15 protein-coding genes are annotated in these 16,896 nt (G+C 70.3%); 8 read left to right on the forward strand and 7 right to left on the reverse strand.

The window, feature by feature from the left end; translation table 11 throughout:
- Positions 1 to 35: 35 nt before the first annotated feature.
- Complete coding sequence (locus KBX26_RS09755; RefSeq protein ID WP_030328410.1) at positions 36 to 1,289, forward strand: iron-containing alcohol dehydrogenase; 1,254 nt, start codon at positions 36 to 38, stop codon at positions 1,287 to 1,289.
- 97 nt (positions 1,290 to 1,386) lie between these two features.
- On the opposite strand, the gene KBX26_RS09760 is transcribed toward KBX26_RS09755, so the two are convergent.
- Together KBX26_RS09760 and KBX26_RS09765 are read right to left on the reverse strand one after the other, a co-directional pair.
- Positions 1,387 to 1,992, reverse strand: a complete 606-nt coding sequence (locus KBX26_RS09760) for a glyoxalase (protein ID WP_210865233.1) — start codon at positions 1,990 to 1,992, stop codon at positions 1,387 to 1,389.
- Positions 1,993 to 2,105: 113 nt separating this feature from the next.
- Positions 2,106 to 2,462: a VOC family protein gene (locus KBX26_RS09765; protein WP_030328415.1), complete on the reverse strand. Its 357-nt coding sequence runs from the start codon at positions 2,460 to 2,462 to the stop codon at positions 2,106 to 2,108.
- A 158-nt stretch (positions 2,463 to 2,620) separates the two neighbouring features.
- On the opposite strand from KBX26_RS09765, the gene KBX26_RS09770 reads away from it, so the two are divergent.
- Positions 2,621 to 5,419 (forward strand): LuxR C-terminal-related transcriptional regulator, encoded by a 2,799-nt coding sequence (locus tag KBX26_RS09770; protein WP_307857780.1) that lies wholly within the window; start codon positions 2,621 to 2,623, stop codon positions 5,417 to 5,419.
- 102 nt (positions 5,420 to 5,521) lie between these two features.
- Here the strand turns inward: KBX26_RS09770 and KBX26_RS09775 are convergent, their stop codons facing one another.
- The 4 genes from KBX26_RS09775 to KBX26_RS09790 form a co-directional block, all read right to left on the reverse strand.
- Complete coding sequence (locus KBX26_RS09775) at positions 5,522 to 5,749, reverse strand: ferredoxin (protein ID WP_030328420.1); 228 nt, start codon at positions 5,747 to 5,749, stop codon at positions 5,522 to 5,524.
- Positions 5,746 to 6,975: a cytochrome P450 gene (locus tag KBX26_RS09780; protein ID WP_210865235.1), complete on the reverse strand. Its 1,230-nt coding sequence runs from the start codon at positions 6,973 to 6,975 to the stop codon at positions 5,746 to 5,748. Before KBX26_RS09780 ends, KBX26_RS09775 begins: the two co-directional genes overlap by 4 nt.
- 185 nt (positions 6,976 to 7,160) lie before the next feature.
- Positions 7,161 to 7,790, reverse strand: coding sequence for an NAD(P)-dependent oxidoreductase (locus tag KBX26_RS09785; RefSeq protein WP_210865236.1), 630 nt, complete (start codon positions 7,788 to 7,790; stop codon positions 7,161 to 7,163).
- A complete protein-coding gene (locus KBX26_RS09790; protein WP_210865237.1) occupies positions 7,787 to 8,734 on the reverse strand; it encodes an EamA family transporter in 948 nt (315 codons plus the stop codon). The genes KBX26_RS09785 and KBX26_RS09790 overlap by 4 nt, the downstream gene beginning before the upstream one ends.
- 80 nt (positions 8,735 to 8,814) lie before the next feature.
- Between KBX26_RS09790 and KBX26_RS09795 the strand changes: the two genes are divergently transcribed.
- Complete coding sequence (locus KBX26_RS09795) at positions 8,815 to 9,720, forward strand: LysR family transcriptional regulator (RefSeq protein ID WP_051708156.1); 906 nt, start codon at positions 8,815 to 8,817, stop codon at positions 9,718 to 9,720.
- 556 nt (positions 9,721 to 10,276) lie between these two features.
- Here KBX26_RS09795 and KBX26_RS09800 read toward each other — a convergent pair.
- Positions 10,277 to 10,660, reverse strand: a complete 384-nt coding sequence (locus KBX26_RS09800) for a VOC family protein (protein WP_030328428.1) — start codon at positions 10,658 to 10,660, stop codon at positions 10,277 to 10,279.
- A 1,121-nt stretch (positions 10,661 to 11,781) separates the two neighbouring features.
- Between KBX26_RS09800 and KBX26_RS09805 the strand changes: the two genes are divergently transcribed.
- The 5 genes from KBX26_RS09805 to KBX26_RS09825 are packed head-to-tail and all read left to right on the forward strand — an operon-like array spanning position 11,782 to position 16,893.
- Positions 11,782 to 12,957, forward strand: a complete 1,176-nt coding sequence (locus KBX26_RS09805) for an aminotransferase class I/II-fold pyridoxal phosphate-dependent enzyme (RefSeq protein ID WP_210865238.1) — start codon at positions 11,782 to 11,784, stop codon at positions 12,955 to 12,957.
- Complete coding sequence (locus tag KBX26_RS09810; RefSeq protein ID WP_030328430.1) at positions 12,954 to 13,940, forward strand: UbiA family prenyltransferase; 987 nt, start codon at positions 12,954 to 12,956, stop codon at positions 13,938 to 13,940. The genes KBX26_RS09805 and KBX26_RS09810 overlap by 4 nt, the downstream gene beginning before the upstream one ends.
- A gap of 1 nt (position 13,941) precedes the next feature.
- Positions 13,942 to 14,991 (forward strand): thiamine-monophosphate kinase, encoded by a 1,050-nt coding sequence (locus KBX26_RS09815; protein WP_030328431.1) that lies wholly within the window; start codon positions 13,942 to 13,944, stop codon positions 14,989 to 14,991.
- Positions 14,991 to 15,986, forward strand: a complete 996-nt coding sequence (locus KBX26_RS09820) for an NAD(P)-dependent oxidoreductase (protein WP_030328432.1) — start codon at positions 14,991 to 14,993, stop codon at positions 15,984 to 15,986. Before KBX26_RS09815 ends, KBX26_RS09820 begins: the two co-directional genes overlap by 1 nt.
- Positions 15,973 to 16,893: a diacylglycerol kinase family protein gene (locus KBX26_RS09825; RefSeq protein WP_030328433.1), complete on the forward strand. Its 921-nt coding sequence runs from the start codon at positions 15,973 to 15,975 to the stop codon at positions 16,891 to 16,893. Before KBX26_RS09820 ends, KBX26_RS09825 begins: the two co-directional genes overlap by 14 nt.
- Positions 16,894 to 16,896 lie beyond the last annotated feature (3 nt).

The raw sequence follows: 16,896 nt of genomic DNA on the forward strand, positions 1-16,896 counted from the left end.
GCACATCGCCGCCGACGTTCCGGAGAGGCACGGACATGCTTGAGACCGTCCGCGGACCACGCCAACTGATAGTGGGCGAAGGGGTCGCGCAGAACATCCCACGAGTGGTGGCCGAGAGTGGCTCGCGAGTCCTCGTCGTGACCGACCAGGTTCTTCTCCGGCAGCCGGGGGTGGCCGAGATCGTGGCCGCCGTGCGGGAGAAGGTCGAGGCCGTCGAGGTGTTCGCCGACGCGACTCCCGACGTGCCGCTGACCGATGTCGCACTGGCCGTCTCGGCCGCCGCCAAGGTGGACGCCGACGTGATCCTCGCCATCGGGGGCGGCACGGTGATCGACCTCGCCAAGATCGTCGGCGTCATCCGGTGCCACGGTGGGACACCACGCGACTTCTACGGCGAGTCGAAGGTGCCGGGGCCGACGATCCCTCTCGTGGCTGTCCCGACGACGTCGGGCACCGGCTCGGAGCTCACCCCCGTCTCGGTGTTGACCGACCCGGACCGCGAACTGAAGGTCGGCGTCTCCAGCGTCCACATCGTGCCCGACTTCGCCATCGTCGACCCCGAACTCACCTACTCCTGCCCGGCGAGCGTCACCGCCCACTCGGGCATCGACGCGTTCTGCCACGCGGTGGAGAGCTACACCGCGCGGCCCCGCGCCCACGGACCGCGCGACCCGGTGGAGCAGGTCTTCCTCGGTCGCAACCCGGTCACCGACCACTACGCGCTACTGGCCGCGGAACGGATCGCCCGTAGCCTGCGTCGTGCCGTCAGCAACGGAGGCGACACGGACGCCCGCGCGGACATGTCCTACGGGTCCATGCTCGCCGGGATCGCCTTCTCCCACGCGGGCAACGCGGCCCCGCACGCTCTCCAGTACCCCATCGGCGCGGCCACGCACACGCCGCACGGCCTGGGCGTCGGGCTGTTGCTGCCCTACGCGCTGGACGCGGCGAGGGACGCCATCGCCGACCGGTTGGCCGTCCTCGCCCGGGTGTGCGGGCTCGACGTCGCCGACGCCTCCGACGCCGAGGCCGCGGAGGTGTTCCTCACCTGGCTCGACGGGCTCCTTGCCGACATCGGCATCCCCCGCACCCTGGCCGACATCGGCGTGGCCCGCGCGGACCTGCCGCGCTTCGCGGAGATGGCCAGTGGCGTCACCCGGTTGATCCAGAACCATCCGGGCCCGACCGACACCGCCAGCCTGACCGCGATCCTCGAAGCGGCCTGGACCGGGGACCGGACCCGACACGTCCTGACCCCGAGCACAGCCAGCGACCTGCCTTTCCCCTGACGACGACCGTCCCGGGGGCCCGTACCGTCAGCCCCCGGCACACGTCGTGAGCAGCGCGGCGTCGGCGATTCCCGGCACGCCGACGTGGGCGGCGGTTTCATTCGCCGGCCTTCCACTCGAAACCGTCAGGGTCGGTGAAGGTTCCGGCGCCGCTGCCGATGACGAGCCGGTGTGATCCGGTGCCGTCGGGCGAGACGCCCGCGTCCTTGGCGGCGGCACGACGGCCGTACAGCGCCAGCTTGATGTTCGACGTGGCGAACTCGACGTACTTGCGGCCGAAGCTCTTGGCCACGGTGAGACCGTGGTCGACGTAGAACCGTTTGGTCGCGGCGACGTCGTCCACTCCCAGCAGGAGCACCATCTCGTCGATGTGCCGGTTGGCCGGTCCGGTGTCCTTCTTCGCCGATGTCGCGATCTTCCAGATCGTGCCGTACGGGTCACGCAGTACCCCGCCGTAGCCCCAGAAACTCTTCGCGGCCGGCTTCAGTGTCGTCGCTCCGCCGGCAAGGGCATCGCCGAAGAGGCTGTTGACGGTGCCCGGCTGGGACACCACGAGCGAGACGGCGAAGCCACGGAAACCGGTGGTGGGTGCGTCCGACGCGCCGACGCGCAGACGGGGACCGAGGCCGAAGGCCGCGGTGTAGAAGTCCTGGGCGGGCGCCGGGGCCGGCACTTCGAGCGTGACGGAGTCGATGGTGAGCATGAGTGGTTCCTTTCGGGCTGTGCGGTTCTCGGTTGCCGGACCGCGAAGGAGTGAAGGCGGGTCGGGGATCTGGCGGTGCTGAACGCGGCGGCGGCTCGGACGAGCCCTGCCGCTCACCTGTCCTGAAGCAGTCCCAACAGGTTGCCGTCGGGATCGGCGACGGTAGCCACGAGGCGGCCGCCGCCGACATCGTGTGCCGCTTCGGTCACCGTGGCGCCGACGGCGCTCAGCTCGGCCAGCTTCGCTTCGATGTCCGTGACGTGCCAGTAGGTCAGGGGCGCGGTCAGGCCCTGCGGTCCACCGCCCGGCACCAGGCCGATGTGCTGGCCTGCCGCGTTGAAGCCGACGTAGTAGACCGATTCGTCCGTCGGCGGTACGCCGAGCAGCGCCTCGTACACCGCCGTGGCGCTGGCCAGATCCGACACCGGGTGCAGCACGGTCCGGATGCCCTGCGTGGACGAGTTCGCCATGGTCACTCCCTAGGTCGCGGGCCGCTGCCGGCCCGGTCGGTTGCGTGTCCACAGCATGTCCTCCGGCGTGCCCGGCGCGGATCCGTGGCGACCACGGAGTCGACCACGGAGTCGACCACGGAACCGGCACACGGAGAGGCGTACGACAGAATGGGGTGGTGGTTGACGTCTCCCCTCGGGAAGCCGAGGTGCTTGCCCTGCTCGGAGACCATCTCAGCAACGCGGAGATCGGCGCACGACTCTTCATCTCGGTGCGTACCGTGGAGACACACGTCTCCTCGCTGCTGCGCAAGCTGGAGGTCCCGGATCGCCGTGCGCTCGCCCAGCGGGCGCGTGAGGTGGCCGGCGGTGGTGCCGCGCCCCAGGCGCCGGTTCTGCCGGCCCCGCTGACCTCGTTCGTCGGTCGGGTGAGCGAGCGAGCTGAGCTGAGCGAGCTGATCCGGGCTCACCGTCAGGTGAGTGCGGTCGGGCCGGGCGGAGTGGGCAAGACCCGCCTCGCGCTGGCGGTGGCCTCGCAAGCAGGTGGTGACTACCCCGACGGTGTGTGGTTCGTCGATCTGGTTCCGGTCGCCGACCCCGACATGATCGCGGCTGCGGTCGCCGTGGCGCTCGGTCTGGGCGAGCAGCCCGGTCGGGACATGACCGAGTCCGTTCTCGCCGCGTTGGCCGACCGCCAGGCGTTGCTGGTGCTCGACAACTGCGAACACGTACTGGACGGGGTGGCGGTCCTTCTCGAGCGGCTCTTGGCGGCGTGTCCGGCAGTGACGGTGCTGGCTACCAGTCGGGCACGGCTCATGGTGCCGTTCGAGCGGGTGTATCCGGTGCCGCCGCTGTCGCTGGGTGTCGACGGCGAGTCGGACGCGGTCGCGTTGTTCATGCAACGGGCGGCAGCGGTGGGCTGGCCGCTGGATCCTCCGCTGCGCGACCAGGTCGCCTCGATCTGTGAGCGCCTCGACGGAATGGCGTTGGCGATCGAGTTGGCTGCCGCACGCTATCCGATGCTGGGTCTGGATGGCATCACCGCCGCCCTGTCCCATCCGCTCCGAATGCTCACCGGCGGTGCCCGTACCGATGACCGGCACCGGTCGGTGCGCGCCACACTGGACTGGAGCCACGCCCTGCTGGAGCCTGCCGACCGGGCGCTGCTGCGCCGGGTGTCGGTCTTCGTGGCGCCGTTCACCACTTCGGCGGCGGCGGAGGTGGCCGAGACGGAGGAGGGCATCGTCGCCGACGGGCTGGCCCGGCTCGCTGAACAGAGCCTGCTGGTGGTGAGGACGTTCCCTGGTGGAACCGAGTACCGGGCGCTGGAACCCATCCGCCAGTACGGGACGGAGCGGCTCGCCGAGGCCGGCGAGCTGGTGGAGTCCCGTCACCGGCACCTTCGCTGGTGTCTGGCCACTGCCGCTGACCTTGCGGTGGTGCGGGCGGATTGGCGTGCCCGGTTCGACCCGGTGGCGGACGAGCTTCGCGCCGCGCTGTCGTGGGCGGTCGACCGGCCGGAGCAACGCATGGACGCCTATCACCTTGCCCGCCAGCTGGCGGAGATGGCCTTCATTCGTAACCTGGTCGGCGAGTCTCAGCTGCGGTATGAGCAGGCGGCCGCGCTCGCTGTCGAGCCCGCTGCCGAGGCATCGATGCTCCGGCACGCCGCTGCCGTGGCGGGATGCCGCATGCGCGGTGACGACATGCACCGTCTTTGGCAGGCGGCCGCGCAGGCCGCCCGCCGAGCGGGAGATGCCGCCGGTGCCGCCTCCGACCTGGCGACCGCTGCCACCAACACCTACCGGTTCTGGAGCAGGTTCGAACTACTTCCGCCGCCGGAGGAGTCGATCGCGCTCATCCGCGAGGCACGAGAGCTGGCCGGCGACGACCCGGCCGCCCAGGCCGCGGTGGCGCTGGCCGAGGCTGGGGTGCTCAGCGACGCGTTCGGCGCAGCCCAGGGCCCACCCGACAACGCGGTACCCGAGACGATCGCGCGCGCCGAGCGGGCCGTCACACTCGCACACCGAACGCGCGACCCGCTCGCCGAGGCCGCGGCGCTCGATGCGCTCACCGGTGCCCAGTGCTGGGCCGGCGAGACGTTCACCAGCGCAGCCACGGCGCGACGCCGGGTCGCGCTGCTCTCGTCCCTACCAGCTGCCCCGGCCAACACCCATGAACTGCTCGACGCCCTCGGCAACGCCACCGAGGCCAGCCTTGGCGCGGGCGATCTGCCAGCCGCCCGCCGATTGGCACGGCAGATCGCCGACCACCCGCTGCTCGTGGAGGTTGGTCATCGTGCCACCAGTTGGCTGCTGGTGGCCGACGCGCTCGCGGGTAACACCGACGACGTACTGGCCGGCAGTGTGCGGTTCCTCGACGCGTGGCAGCGGGCCGGCAGCCCCGCCAGGTCAGTCCTCGGTCCCGCGGCAGCCGGCGTTGCGATGATCCATGGTCTCCGTGACGATCGGGAGGCCCAGAGCGTCTGGACCGCGGTCCTGAAACAGCTCGGCGTCTCACACGAACAGACCTATGGCTACGGACCGGTCTTCGACGCGATGCTGCTGCTGCACCGGGGGCAGGCGCCAGAGGCGCTGGAACGGATGGCTCCCGAACCGGGCGACGTGTGGAAGTCAGTCACCTGGATCTGGTTGCACTGGTATGTCGCGCTGCGCGCCGAGGCCGCGGTGCTCGCCGGGGGCCCGGGCGCTCGTGACCATCTGGCCGAGGCCAGGACCGTCGTGGCCGGCAACATCGTCGCGGAGGCCATGGTGCAACGAGCGGAAGCGCTGCTCGACGGCGATCAACAGGCGCTGCTCGCTGCGGCAGGTACGTTCGACGCCGCCGGCTGCCGATACCAGTCCGCACGGACCCTGGTGTTCGCCGGTGGCGGCCATGCCCGGCGAGGCGCGGCCATACTCGGCGACCTTGGGCTCGCCCCCATGGTCCCCTGCCGACTCCAGATCACCTCGACCTGAGCTTCCGCCGATCCGGTGCACCGCCATGACCGCCTCGTCGCTGGTCTGCCGGCCTCCACAGCTGCTCCGCTCATAGTGCGGACGGCCGGGCTCGACGTCGGGTCACTCCTGCGGTGCGATCAGCGTGTCGTCGGTGGCGTCGCGGACCGTGATCGCCTCCACCGGGCAGGAGTCAGCGGCGTCGAGGATGACCTCGGCCGGGGCGACGACGTCGGCAAGCGGCGCGGACTGGCCGCCGACCAGGCGGAAGTGCTCGGGTGCGGTACCGGCGCAGATGCTCGTGCCGATGCAGCGGCGCGAGTCCACCCCGATCCGCCAGGCGGCACTCACCAGGCCACCGGCATGCCGAGCAGGCCCCGGACCAACATGCCCCGCTTCCACTGCAACTCCTCCTCGGGTACGGCGAGCCGCAATCCGGGCAGGCGGGTCACGAGTGTGGCGACGGCGACCTGCAACTCCATGCGGGCCAGCTGCGCGCCGACGCAGTGGTGAACGCCGTGCCCGAAGCCCAGGTGCGGGTTCTGCTCGCGGCCGAGGTCCAGCCGGTCCGGGTCGGCGAAGACGGTAGCGTCCCGGTTCGCCGACGACAGTGAGCCGAGGACCGGCTCACCGGCCCGGACCAGCACCCCGCCGACCTCGACGTCCTCCTTGGCGTACCGGGCGAAGGAGGAACCGACGCCCAGCGGCACGTACCGCAACAACTCCTCGACCGCGGCCGGCACCAGCGACGGGTCGGCCCGTAGCCGAGCGAGCTGGTCCGGATTGTGCAGCAGGACGTACACGAAGTTGGGGATCTGGGTCACTGTGGTTTCGTGGCCGGCCGCGAGCAGCCCTCCGGCCAGCTCCACCAGCTCGGTCTCGCTGAGCCGATCCTCGTTCTCGTCGCGGGCGCGCACCAACGCGCCGAGCAGGTCGTCGATCCCCGGCTCGCGGCGGCGCTCGGCGACCAGATCACCGATGTAGCCCCAGAGATTGTTCAGGTACTCCTGGATCGTCTCCATGGGCAGCGAGGTGGTCGAGACGATCGCCTCGGACCAGGTGTGGAAGCGGTCGCGGTCGGCGTACGGGACGCCGAGCAGCTCGCAGATCACCTGGATCGGCAACGGTGTGGCGACGTGCTCCACCAGGTCGGCCGGAGGACCGAGGCGGACCATGTCGTCGACCAGCGTGTCGGCGATCTCCTGGGTGCGGGGGCGCAACGCCTCCACCCGGCGGGCCGTGAACGCCTTCGCCACCAACCGGCGCAGCCGAGTGTGATCGGGTGGGTCCATGGTCAGCATGCCGCTGTACTGCTGGCGCGGGGTGAGCCTGGGCTCGTCGCGCTGGACGGCCGGGGCGCGGCCGAACCGGACGTCGCCGAGGACCGTACGGACGTCCTCGTACCGGGTGGCGAGCCACGCCTCCTCACCGTAGGGGAGCTGCACCCGGGTCATCGGCTCGCTCTCGCGCAGCTGGCCGTAGGTCGGGTCGACGACGAGGCGGTCAGGAACGCTGAACGGGTACGCCCGCGCGGGTGGAACGGTTCGGCTCTCGGTGGTCGGCGCGCTCTCCGTCATCCGGATTCCCTTCGTCGAGGCGGCGTGATCCTCAGGCCGGCGCCGTGTGGTGGCGGCGCCGGACTGCCAGCGTCCAGAACCTCACGACAGCACACACATCAACGCTCGGTGACATGTCGATGTCGGATCGTAGCGATAGATGGGGATGATCGCCATGGCGGCCGGTCCGCGCCCGTACGGGGAACTCATCCCACGGTGAAGTGTTTGTCCCCGCCCGGGCTCTCGAGTTCGTCGAGGACGGCGACGGCAAGGTCCTCCGCCGAGATTCGGGACGCGCCGTCGGCACCGGTGATGAGCGTCGCGGTGCCCCGTCGGTACGTACCGGTGCGGGTTCCGGGTTCGAGGATGGCGGGCGGGCTCAGGTAGACCCAGTCGGCCCGGTGCGCCCGGCAGGCGTCGAGTTGCGCGATGCTGGCGGCGGCGATGCTTCGCCAGGCCCGCGGCACGTACTCCGGGCTGTCGAGGACGAGGCGGTCGGGATGCCCGGGGGTCCGCAGCGGGGCGGCACCGCCGACGACGACGATGCGCGTCCGGGCCGCCTCGGCCGCGTCGAGCAGCGTCGTGGTGGTCGCGGCGACGGTGTGTTCGTACCCGGGGGCGGGACGGATCGCCGCCACTATCGCGTCCGTGCCGTCGAAGAGGCGGCTGAGCCGCCCGGGATCGTCAGTGTCGCCGGCGACGGCGGTCACGCCGCGCGGCAGTGCCGCCGGCCTCCGCCTTCGGACGATGGCGATCGGGTCGTGTCCCCTGCGTGCGGCCTCGTCGACGACGCGCGAACCGACCATTCCGGCGGCTCCGACCACGGCGATCTTCATTGAGTTGCCCCTTCCGGTACGAGTTGGGCGCCCGGGTGGCGCGGGCGGGTCGGCGCGGGTAGCTGCCCCGCGACGATTGCGGCCAGTGCGAGCCCGAAGCCGAGAAGCTCGATCGGGCCGAGCGTCTGATCGAGCAGGACGGCACCGAGCAGCGCGGCGACCAGCGGCGACAGCAGACCGAGGACGGCGACGGAGGTCACCGGCAGCGCGATGACGCCACGGAACCACAGCACATACGCGCACAGGCCGCCGACCAGGCCCAGCCAGAGGTAGCCGAGAACAGCGGGCGGGTCGATCGCTGGTGGTGGTCCTTCGACGAGGAAGGTGACGGGCACCAGGAAGAGACCGCCCGCGCTGAGCTGCCAACCGGCGAAGGCCATCGGGCTCACCCCGGCGGGACGTTGCCAACGCTTGGTGAGGGTCACCCCGAGCGCCATCGTGGCCGCGCCGAGGAGGCCGGCCACGATCCCCACGGCGTCGAACGTGGCATTCGGTCCGATCACCACCAGGCCGACGCCCAGCACCCCGGTGACGCCCCAGACGGCGCGCCAGGCGGAGAACCCCTCCCGCAGGAGCGTCGCGGCCAGGACGGCGACGACGAGCGGCTGCACCGCCCCCAGGGTCGCCGCGACGCCTCCCGGCAGCCGCTCGGCCGCGACGAAGAGCAGCGGGAAGAAGAGCCCGATGTTCAGTATGCCGAGCGTCGCCGCTTTCCCCCACCACGCGCCGCTCGGCAGCGTACGGGTGAACGCCAGCGCCACCAGTCCGGCGGGCAACGCGCGCAGGAGTCCGGCGAACAACGGGTGGCCGGGCGGAAGAAGCTCGGTGGTGACGACGTAGGTGGTGCCCCAGGCCAGCGGAGCGAGCGCGGTCAGTGCGGTACGCGGCAGGTTGCTGGAGAAGCCGGCTCCGCCGACGGGTCTCTGCGCTCCGGAACGTGTCATGTCAGAAAGTCTCGTCGCGCGCTCATTGATGAGTCCAATGCATGTTTGTCATCCGACCGATCTACAGAGAAGATGGATCGGTGGAGCTTCACCAACTGCGCTACGTCCTCGCCGTGGCCGAGACGAGCAGTTTCACCAGGGCCGCCGAACGGTGCCTGGTCGTCCAGTCCGCGTTGAGTCACCAGATCGCGCGGCTGGAACGGGAACTCGGTGCGCGGCTCTTCGAGCGGACCAGCCGCCGAGTGCGGCTGACCCCGGCGGGCGCGGCGTTCCTCCCCGCCGCCCGCCAGTGTCTGGACGCCGCCGAACGCGCGGCCGCCGAGGTCGCGGCGGCGGTGGGAGAGGTACGGGGACGACTGAGGGTGGGTCTGATCCCCACGGTTGCGGCCGTCGACATTCCGGCCACCCTCCGCGCGTTCCGCCAGCGGTACCCGTACGTTCGCGTCGGCCTCCGTGTCGGCGGGAGCGACGCACTCGTGGAGCAGGTCAGGCAGGGCGTCATCGACGTGGCGTTCCTGGGGCTGCCGGAAACGGTGCAACCAAAGGGCGTCGACGTGCACGAATTGGCCCGGGACCGGCTCGTCGCCGTGGTCGCCCCGGACCATCCGCTCGCGGAGGAACCGGCAGTCGACCTCGACCGGCTCGCCGCCGAGGTCTTCGTCGACTTTCCGGTGGGCAGCGCCGGGCGGGCCCAGACCGATCAGGCGTTCTCCGCCGCCGGCCTCGCCCGCGACGTCGCGTTCGAAGTGACCGCCGCCGACCTGATGGCCGACCTCGTCGCTGCCGGTCTCGGCGTCGCCATGCTCCCCTCCGCCTACGTGCCACGACTCAATGGGGTGACCACCATTGCGGTCGCCGACGCGCCGGCCCGGGTCGAGCACCTCGTCTGGAGTCGCCTGGGCCGGACCCCCGCGGTAAACGCCTTTCTCGCTGTTCTGAAGATCCCGGGCGGGGCACACCCGGAGCGGCAGCGACCCGGCCGGTAATCACGACCCTGGCGGACGTGCCCGGCGGCTGGCGGTGAATATGTGGCGGACAGGTCGTCCCTGGCGATGATCGAGCGGGGACGCGTCGTCACCATCTCCTCGATCGTCGCCGCAATGGGCTTCCACCGCTTGATCGCGCACCGGGTGACGACTCCCGGGCGGGAGGTATTCACTCATCAGCTGGCCCACGACGTGGGACGACGCGGCCTGACGAGGAGCGCAGTGGTGCCAAAATGACCAGCGCCTTCGCGTGGCACACGCCCGGAACGCATTAATGGGCGACGTCGATCGGTTGCGTCGGAGGTATTGACGAAATGACGGCGACCGTCGCCTACCTACTCCCCCAAACCGCAGCGGGCCCACCAGGTGGATGGCGATTCCCCCAGCAGATTCGCGGCGGAATCAGATCCCTGCGACTGTTACGAACAGCACGAGAGGTGGGCCGCGTCGGTTCAGGTGGCCGCCCGCCGAGAAATGCGCAGAACAGTTCCTTCGCTCGGCCCGGACCTCACGGTGCTGTGCATTAACGACGCCGCGATAAAATCGTGGTCCGCGCCTACTCCCACGCCTGGGAAAGAGACTCGAAGGTCTCCGGATCGGTGTGACACGGAATTACGCAGACGAGATGGCCACCCGGGGCCCGCAGGGTTACGCACTCCAGCCAGCGACCGACCTCGACGGCGCCGTGGGCGATCAGTCGGCGGGCCTCCGCCTCGACGTCGTCGGTCTCGATGTCGACGTGGTAGCGAGCCTGGTCATCCACTGCCTGCACCGCCAGCACCAGCCCGGGCAGTGCGCCGTGCAGGGAGGTGAACTGCTGCTCGTCGGGGACCGTACGGGCAGGCACGCCGAGGGCCTCCGACCAGAAGGCGGCAGCTGCCGGTGCCTCACCTCGGGGTACGTCAATCAGGATCGTCGAGAGTCTGCTGCGATGCGCCACGATCAATCATTATCCACATCCATGCGGAGATTCGCCGCCATCGCATGACGGCCAAATAGGGCAAACAGGAGCCGTCGCGACCGCCCCGACCAGGTCAGGAAGCAAGCGAACCAGCTCAATGCCGTCCATGCCGGATTCGACGACCCACGGCAGCCGGTCGCCGCCAGCGACTACCCGTAGTAACCGTCGATCCGCAGCGACACTGGCGCACAGCGGCGACGCCTCGCGGTGGGCCGCCACTTTCACTGACGCCTATTCGTTGATCTTGCCCAACGGGTGGAGATGGCGCTCGATCCCGCCCACTCGCTTGTCACCTGGCGCAATACTCCCGCAAGGCAGCTGAGGCGCGGTGTCCGGGCGGATCCGACGACCACATTGGGCTGGACGTGCGCTGCGGATCCGGCGTAGCATCCTGCTCCAGAGAGATCGTCAAGCGATCGCCGCTGGTGAATGCAGCCAGCGGATCGGGGGGAGTAATGAACTATGCGCTGCCGCTGCAATACCACTTTTCCTGCGCTGCCATAGCGCCACATCCCTGGATTCTTGCCACTGCGCCAGAGGAATGCGGCGAAACACGATGACAAGGCCAGTGCCGACCTTCACGAGCCTATTGGCGTGATGTCGGCTGGTGCGCGCCAGCCTCGGACCGCACTGCAGGCCGCGACGGCCCGGCAGGCATTCCCGCCTTCACGGCGGTCGGACGGCGATACCAGCAACGCCGCCGGCATCGCACCCGGCGGCGTGTCCAAGGCCGGGAGCCCGCGTCGGTTCCGTCGCTCGTCGGGCCGGCCGGCCGGGCCAGGCGCATCAGCAGCACCTTCGACCGTCTTCTGCACACACGTCGCCCTCACTCCGCCGGGGACGAGGAACGCCCTCGCGCTGCGGTTCACCGAGCCGCGCCGCGGCGTCCCCGCGCTGGCTCAGCCTGCGAGCCGGCGGCACCAGCGGGTGTGAGACGACCGGCCACCTCCCTCCGCACAGTGGCTACGTGCTGGCCGATCCCGATCGCCGGCGCGCCACTGTCCGGAGCGATTGTGCCGACTACTGGAGCAGCAGGTCCGTTGAACGGCCCGATGCACACGGGGCACCAGATGAGAGGGGTTTCGCGAACCGTGGTGACAGTGGATATCTTCGGTCGCTGCCAGTCATACACCGAGAGCCAGGAGGCTCGCGCAGCCAACGTTTACCCGTACTTCATTCCCTTCGAGGGGCACGACGCGACAGTCGCGCAGACACTCGACGGCGACATCCTCATGTGCGGCTCGAACAACTACCTCGGGCTGACCTCCGACCCGCGCGTGAAGGCCGCGGCGCAGGCGGCGATCGAGGAGTACGGCACATCGCGCACGGGCTCGCGCCTGCTCAACGGCAACACGCCGCTGCACGACGCACTGGAGCAGGAGCTGGCCAACTTCCTCGGTATGCCGGCGGCACTGGTGTTTCCGACCGGCTACCAGGCGAACGTCGGCGTCATCGCATCCCTGCTGTCGCGTCACGACGTGGTCATCCTCGACCGTGAGGCGCACGCCTCGGTCTACGACGGCTGCGGCATGAGCCGGGCCAAGACGCGACGGTTCGCCCACAACGACATGGACGACCTGGAGCGGCAGTTGGCAGCCAGCCCCTCGGACGCCGGCCGGCTGGTCGTCGTGGACGGGGTGTACTCGATGGCCGGCGACCTGTGCCCGTTGACCGAGGTCGTACGGCTGTGCCGGCAGTACGGGGCCCGCCTGCTCGTCGACGACGCACACGGCATCGGCGTACTGGCCGACGGCCGGGGCACCAGCGCGCACTTCGGCGTCACCGACCAGGTCGACCTCATCACCGTCACCTTCAGCAAGTCGCTGGCGTCGATCGGCGGTGCCGTGGCCGGCCCGGCGGATGTGATCGAGTACCTGCGCCACCACGCGCGCAGCCTCATCTTCAGCGCGTCCGCCCCGCCGGCCAGCCTGGCCGCCGCGTACGCCGCGCTGCGCATCCTGAAGGCGGAGCCGGGGCTGTGCCAGCAGGCGGTGGAGAACGCGTCGTACGTGCGTCGCGAGCTGATGGCCCTTGGCTACGACCCGGTCCCGAGCGAAACGCCGATCGTGTCGGTACGGCTCGACGGCGTACCGCAGACCCTGCTCGCGTGGCGCAACCTGCTGGACCGGGGCGTCTACGTCAACGCGGTCATCCCCCCGGCCGCCTCGCCCCGGCTGCGAGCGAGCTTCTCCACCACGCACACACCGGAGCAGCTCAAGCGCGTCGTCGCCGCGTTCGCCGAGGTCGGCGACCTGATGTCAGTGGAGGACCAATGACCGTCAACCAGCTCGAACCCGCAGTCAGGACCTGGGACCTGGTGGTTGCCTGGGCGCGGATGTGGCGCCTGCACTTCGTGCCCTTCTCGCTGTCGGCAGGTCTGGTCGGCATGACCGCACCGCCGGCCGGGGCCAACGCCGCGAGCATCGTGATCGGGCTGCTGTTCTGCACCCTGGGATACGGCGTCGGCGTGGTCATCAACGACTGGTTCGACCGCGAGGCCGACGCGGTCAACGCTCCGGACCGTCCGTTCGTCACCGGGCTGATCAACCCCCACATCGGCTTGGCGTTGACGCTCACGCTGTCCGCTGCGCTGATGGTGGTGGCGATCGTGGTCGCACCGACGCTGGCGCTGTGGAGCGTCATCGCGATCGGCGGGCACCTGGTCTACTCGTGGACCAAGCGCATCCCCATGCTGGGCAATCTCGTCAACGGCGTCGACATGGCGCTGTTCACGGTGCTCGGCGCCGTGGCCGTCCGACCCGACGCGGGATGGCTCGAGATCCCGGCGGTGACGTGGTTCCAGACGGCACTGGTCGCTGTCACGTTCAGCGGCTTCTGCCTCGTCGGGTACTTCAAGGACATCGAGGGCGACCGGGTCGCCGGCTACCGCACGCTGCCGGTGGCCATCGGCACCAGGGCCTCCAGCCGGATTGCCGTGATATTTCCGGTCGTGGCGGTGATAGCGGCGGGCACCGCCGCCGTGGCGGAGGCCGACAGCGCGAGTGCCTACGCCGAGATCGTCTGCTGGGTGCTGCTCATCGCGTCCGCGCTCGGGTTCACGCAGAGCCTCGTGACAATCAACCGGGCGCCAGAGACCCGGGCGTACGAGGCACTGGTCTGGTTCATCAGGGCGACCACACTGTTCTTCCTGTCGCTCGGCGCGCTGCACCGACCGACGCTCTTCCTCATCGTCGGCGTTCCGATGATGGTCTACCTGGAGCTGACGCTGCGGGCGACCCAGTCCTCCCGGCAGGCGTGACATGACCTCCACCGCCCGCGAACGGTTGCCGCTGAGCGCGGCCGAGAGCAGCCTGATCATGGCGATCCGCGAGCGCATGACCCGGTCGCCACGGCAACTCAACAACGCCTTCGAGGCCGACGCCGAACTCCTCGACCTGGGCGCCGCCGGGCTCCTGGCGGTCACCGTCGACACCTTGAACGACGGAGCCGAACTGGCCACCGCCACCACGCCGTACGCGAAGGGCTGGTTGACCACCACCGTCAGCGTGAGCGACCTCGCCGCGGTGGCCGCCGACCCGGTCGCCGTGCTGATCTCCTGCTCGCTGCGCCCGGACAGCTGGACCCTCGAGGAGGCCCGTGAATTCGGGCGCGGCGCATCCGAGGCCGCCGAGCGGTACGGCTGTCACATCGTGGGTGGCGACACCAACTGGGCCAACGAGGAGAGCTTCACCTCGTGCGCCCTGGGAACCGTCCCTCGCGAATCCATCCTGAACCGGATGGGTGCCCGGCCCGGCGACGCGCTGTACGTGACCGGCCCGATCGGAGCCGGCAACGCGGTCGGGTTCCGCGCGCTGGCACTGGGCGGTACGGGCGCGGGCGAACCGTGGCTACCTGAGGCGCGGGTGACCGCGTGCGAACCGCTGCGCCGCTACGCCCGGGCGTGCATCGACACCAGCGACGGTCTGTTGAGCGCGGCGGTCAGCCTCGCCGAGGTCAACGGGCTGGGGGCCGAGGTGATGCTGCACGACGAGGTGTACGCGCCGATCGTCTCCGCCGTCGCCGACTCGGCGGGCCTCCCCCGGTGGTGTTCGGCTGCCGCCGAGTGGGGTGAGTTCGAGCTGCTGTACGCGATCGATCCCGCCGACGCCCAGGCGTGCTCCCAGGCGCTCACGCAACAGGGACTGCGTCCGTTTCATGTCGGACACCTCGTCGCCGGTCCGGAGCTGCTGATGGTCGACGAGTCAGGCCAGCGCCGTGAACTGCGAAACCTGCTGACGCGCATGCGCGCACTCGACCCGGCCGGGTCGCTGCTCACCGACCTGCGGGCCCTGCTGGCGGAGGGTTCGTGATGGGGTCGGGTCTCGCTCTGGTGACCGGCGTCACCGGCTGCGTCGGCCGCGCGGTCGCCGCAGCCCTGCGGGAACAGGGCTGGTCGGTACGCGGGCTGGTGCGGGCACCCGCGCCGGACGACGCGACGTACTCGGCCCACCGTGGTGACCTGACCGACCCGGAGTCGCTGCGCGGCTCCTGCACGGACGTCGACCTGGTGGTGCACGCGGCCGCCGATCTGACCGACTGGCGACCCGGCCCACGCATCTGGCAGGTGAACCGGGACGGCACCCGGGCGGTGCTGGACGAGGCGCGGCGCTGCGGCGTCTCCCGATTCGTCTACCTGAGCACCGTCGACGTCTTCGGTTTCCACGCCAGGAAGGTCATCGACGAGGCGTCGCCACGGCGGGTGCCGCGCTACCCGTACCCGCTGTCGAAAGCTGCCGGCGAAGACCTGGCGTGGTCGTACCACGGGAATGGTCTCGATGTCACTGTGGTGTACCCCGCCTGGGTCTTCGGCCCCGGCGACCGCACCTTCCTGCCCGAGCTCGTGCGCGGGCTGCGCGCCAACCAGCTCGTCCAGTTCGACCGTGGGCTACCGCCGATCGAGTTGACGTACAGCGCGAACCTGGCCGACGCGATCGTGCTGGCCGGCACCACTGCCAGCTGCGCCGGCGGCCGGTTCATCGTCGGTGACTCGTACGGCCTGACGTTGGGGCAGCTGTTCGCCTCGGTGGCCGAACGGATCGGGGCACGGCCGCCGACCACCTCGGTCCCCTTCGGCGCTGCCCTGGCCGCGGGGGCCGTGTCCGAACTCGCCGGGATGGCCGGCATCGGCATCAGATCCGGCCGGCCGCTGCTCACCCGTTACGCGGTTCGGTCCGTCGCCGGAGGCATGCGGTACGACGTCGGCCGGATCCGGTCGATCGGCTATTCACCCCGGTACGGCTTCGAGGAGGCGCTGAGCCTCGCCATGGCGGAACTGGAATTGGAGCAGGCGCATGGCAGCCGATGAGAACGACCCGGTCGTCTGCATCACCAACCCCGCGTCCGGTGTCCAGCGCAGGGACACCATCATGCGGCGGATCGCCACGGAACTGCCCGAGGCGCGGTGCTGGTCCACGCGCTATCCCGGGCACGGCATCGCCCTCGGGCGGCAGGCGGTCGAGGACGGGTACGCCACAGTGGTGGCGATCGGCGGCGACGGCACGCTGTCCGAGGTGGCCAACGGGGTGCTGGAGGCGGGCGGGGAGAAGGTGCGGCTGGCGTACGTGCCGGCTGGCACCTGCAACGACTTCGCTCGTGGCCTGCGGCCGGTCACCGACCTCGGTGACCTGCTCGACCGCACCCGCGACCGGGAGACCGACGTCGGAACGGTGACCTTCACCCGGCCCGACGGCACCCGGGACCAGCGGTACTTCCTGGTCAGCTGCACGGTCGGGCTGATCAGCGTGATCGGCCAGCGGTTCACCGAGAAGACACCTGTCAACCGGGTGCTCAAGCGACTCAACCTCCAGCTCGCCGAGACGGCGTCGAGCATCCGGACGCTGGCCCGCTGGCGGCCGGTGGCGGTGCGGTTGGAACTCGACGGCGAACCGTCGCACCAGAGCATCAGCAATCTCGCCGTGCTCAAGGTGCCGTACTTCGCCGGTGGGCTGACCTTCGGCCGCACGCAACCCCCGCCAGCGGGCTACCTGGACGCGGTGCGGGTGTCGGGTGTCGGCCGCCTCGGCGTGGCCGGGCTGATGTGGCAGGTGTTCCGCGGGGCCGCAGCGGGACATCCGGCGATCCACCGGCAGGAGGTCCGCACCGTGTGCGTCGACGCGGACAGCCCGCTGCCGGTAGAGGTCGACGGCGAGATCGTCGGATACACCCCGGCCGAGTTTTCGATACATCCGTCCTGCCTGACGACGGTGGTATGAACC

Origin of the sequence: Micromonospora sp. C97 (assembly GCF_018070385.1) — a bacterium.
Lineage (GTDB): Bacteria > Actinomycetota > Actinomycetes > Mycobacteriales > Micromonosporaceae > Micromonospora > Micromonospora parva.

Excerpts from the sequence above, each read along its gene's own strand:
- KBX26_RS09765 (WP_030328415.1), bottom strand. The coding sequence starts at position 2,462 with ATGGCGAACTCGTCCACGCAGGGCATCCGGACCGTGCTGCACCCGGTG.
- KBX26_RS09820 (WP_030328432.1), top strand. The coding sequence starts at position 14,991 with ATGGGGTCGGGTCTCGCTCTGGTGACCGGCGTCACCGGCTGCGTCGGC.
- KBX26_RS09790 (WP_210865237.1), bottom strand. The coding sequence starts at position 8,734 with ATGACACGTTCCGGAGCGCAGAGACCCGTCGGCGGAGCCGGCTTCTCC.
- KBX26_RS09760 (WP_210865233.1), bottom strand. The coding sequence starts at position 1,992 with ATGCTCACCATCGACTCCGTCACGCTCGAAGTGCCGGCCCCGGCGCCC.
- KBX26_RS09815 (WP_030328431.1), top strand. The coding sequence starts at position 13,942 with ATGACCTCCACCGCCCGCGAACGGTTGCCGCTGAGCGCGGCCGAGAGC.
- KBX26_RS09810 (WP_030328430.1), top strand. The coding sequence starts at position 12,954 with ATGACCGTCAACCAGCTCGAACCCGCAGTCAGGACCTGGGACCTGGTG.
- KBX26_RS09825 (WP_030328433.1), top strand. The coding sequence starts at position 15,973 with ATGGCAGCCGATGAGAACGACCCGGTCGTCTGCATCACCAACCCCGCG.
- KBX26_RS09755 (WP_030328410.1), top strand. The coding sequence starts at position 36 with ATGCTTGAGACCGTCCGCGGACCACGCCAACTGATAGTGGGCGAAGGG.
- KBX26_RS09785 (WP_210865236.1), bottom strand. The coding sequence starts at position 7,790 with ATGAAGATCGCCGTGGTCGGAGCCGCCGGAATGGTCGGTTCGCGCGTC.
- KBX26_RS09780 (WP_210865235.1), bottom strand. The coding sequence starts at position 6,975 with ATGACGGAGAGCGCGCCGACCACCGAGAGCCGAACCGTTCCACCCGCG.